At 62.6% G+C, this 2,246-nt stretch carries 4 protein-coding genes; 1 reads left to right on the forward strand and 3 read right to left on the reverse strand.

Going from position 1 to position 2,246, the window contains the following annotated elements:
• Window positions 1–300 (forward strand): L-histidine N(alpha)-methyltransferase (locus AC1DT2_RS21250; RefSeq protein ID WP_477298559.1); only part of this gene is annotated, 300 nt, incomplete at its 5' end.
• On the opposite strand, the gene pgaD is transcribed toward AC1DT2_RS21250, so the two are convergent.
• From pgaD to AC1DT2_RS21265, 3 genes are all read right to left on the reverse strand, one after another.
• A complete protein-coding gene (gene pgaD, locus AC1DT2_RS21255; RefSeq protein WP_477298560.1) occupies window positions 297–740 on the reverse strand; it encodes a poly-beta-1,6-N-acetyl-D-glucosamine biosynthesis protein PgaD in 444 nt (147 codons plus the stop codon). The two genes, AC1DT2_RS21250 and pgaD, sit on opposite strands and share 4 nt — an antisense overlap.
• Window positions 737–1,987: a poly-beta-1,6-N-acetyl-D-glucosamine synthase gene (pgaC, locus tag AC1DT2_RS21260; RefSeq protein ID WP_477298562.1), complete on the reverse strand. Its 1,251-nt coding sequence runs from the start codon at window positions 1,985–1,987 to the stop codon at window positions 737–739. The genes pgaD and pgaC overlap by 4 nt, the downstream gene beginning before the upstream one ends.
• Window positions 1,984–2,246 (reverse strand): poly-beta-1,6-N-acetyl-D-glucosamine N-deacetylase PgaB (locus AC1DT2_RS21265; RefSeq protein ID WP_477298563.1); only part of this gene is annotated, 263 nt, incomplete at its 5' end. The genes AC1DT2_RS21265 and pgaC, both read right to left, overlap by 4 nt.

The raw sequence follows: 2,246 nt of genomic DNA on the forward strand, positions 1-2,246 counted from the left end.
GTGCTGGTACGCATCAACCGTGAGCTGGGTGGGGACTTCGATCCGCAGGCCTTCGAGCATCGCGCGGTGTGGAACGCGGAACGTGAGCGCATCGAGATGCACCTGGTGAGCCGCGTAGCGCAGCAGGTGACGGTGGCAGGCCAACGCTTCGGCTTCGCCGCCGGCGAGTCCATCCACACGGAGAACTCGCACAAGTTCACACCGGCGTCGTTTGCGCGCCTTGCCGCCGCCGGTGGCTGGCGAGTTGACCGGGAGTGGATTTCTTCCGATCCCGGGTTTGGCGTATTCGCCTTGGTCTAGCGGACTTCGTCGACCGTCATGTAGCCGGCGTCACTCACACTCACCACGGCACGGCGGTGCGCCTGGATACTCACGGCGTCTTCGGTGCTCGCGCCGATCACGCGCGCCGTCGCTTCAATGCCGACAGGATCGTTTCCACGACGTTTCTGTCTGCCGGAGAACCGCGCACGGTTGTAGCCCGACCATGTGGTGAATATGAGCGCGCAGATGACGGCGGCGATCAGCACCACATTGAGGTCGCCTTCCTTGTGGGAGGGTTGCAGGACGTAGAGCTGCAACCAGGCGTTGCGCACGCCGAAGGCCCAGGCACCGAGGGTGATCAGCGGCAGCCAGAGAAATGCCCAGAACAGCCACGCGATGACGGTGACCACGCTGAACACGGCTTTCTGTACCGAGGACTGGCGCTCGGGGCGCTGGATCAGGATGGCTTCGGCTTTCATCGCAGTCCCCGGTCCGGGCTGACCCACACCGCACGCGTGCCCTTGCGCTTCATCAAGGCTTTGGGCATCGCAACGATGGAGGTCGCCGTGTTAAGGATCCAGTACACCAGCGGGTACCAGATCATCCAGTAGTAGTTCCGGCCGATGCGCGTTTCATAGCGACGGTCGACCAGCAGGCTGATCAGAAACTGCAGCAGGCAGATCGCGCCGAGCACCACACCGTGCCACTGCGGCAGCAGCGTTTCGATATACAACGAGGGCGGCAGCTCGATGAACAGCCCGAGCACCCACAGCGTGACGATGATCGCCATGGTGTACGACCAGACAAGGCTCATCACGTATTCGATGGCGACCGGCCACATGCGACGCTGACGCCAGGCGAACAGCTTCTTCGTGTAACGCAGCAGCACTTCGGAGCCACCCTGGGCCCAGCGCAGGCGCTGCTTCCACAGGCCGCGGATCGTCTCCGGCATGAGGATCCAGCACAGGGCATTCGGTTCGTAGCGGATTTCCCAGTGGCGCATCTGCAGCCGCCAGCTCACGTCGATATCCTCGGTGACCATGTCGGTGTTCCAGTAACCGACGTCGTGCAACGCGCTCTTGCGGAACGCGGCGATCACGCCCGAGATCGTGAAGATGCGTCCATAGACGCGCTGCGCACGCTTGATCAGGCCGATGATGGACGAGAACTCGCCCACCTGCAGTTTGCCCAGCAGGGTGGAGCGATTGCGGATGCGCGGATTGCCGGTGACCGCGGCGACGCGGGGACTATCGAGCAAGTGCGACAGCAGCCAGTGAGTGGCGTAGTCGTCGAGCAGGGCATCGCCGTCGACACAGACCAGGAAGTCCGCGTTGGACGCCAGGGCGGCGGCGCGCAGACCCATGGCCTTGCCCTGGTTGCTCGACATGTGGATGACGCGCAGCTTCGGGTACTGGTCGAGCAACTGGTCGAGCTGGGCACCCGTATCGTCGGTCGAACCGTCGTTGATCGCGATGATTTCGAAGTTCGGGTACTGCTGCGAAGCGAGGTGGGCGATGGTTTCGCGTACCTGCTCGCCTTCGTTATGGCAAGGCACCACAAGGGTGACCATGGGGTATTCCGGCAGCTCGGGCGGTTTGACGCGTACCGGCTCGTTACGTTCCCAACGCATGAAATAGATCACGCCGCCGGTCATCCAGAACAGCGACATCACCAGCGGATAGAAGAACGCGAATTCCAGCAGTATGTGGAGAATTCCGCCGTTCATCGGATGGGCTCCGGATAGGGATAGTCGGATGCCGAAATAAAAGGCCGGATGGTTTCCAGGCCAGGATGGTCGTGGAGGAAGTCGTCCGGGTAGTAACCGATGTGCCACGCACCCGCGGCCTGCACGGTGCGCATGCGTAAGGCAAGGTCGCGGTCGTCGATGGGCTGGTGCGTACGCCAGTTCTGCGTGGCGAATTCGAACAAGGTGCGCTCGAAGCTGTTCGGAACCATCGCGACTTGGGCGGCAAGGTGCTTGTACC

Source organism: Luteibacter sp. P4_E6 (assembly GCF_056401535.1).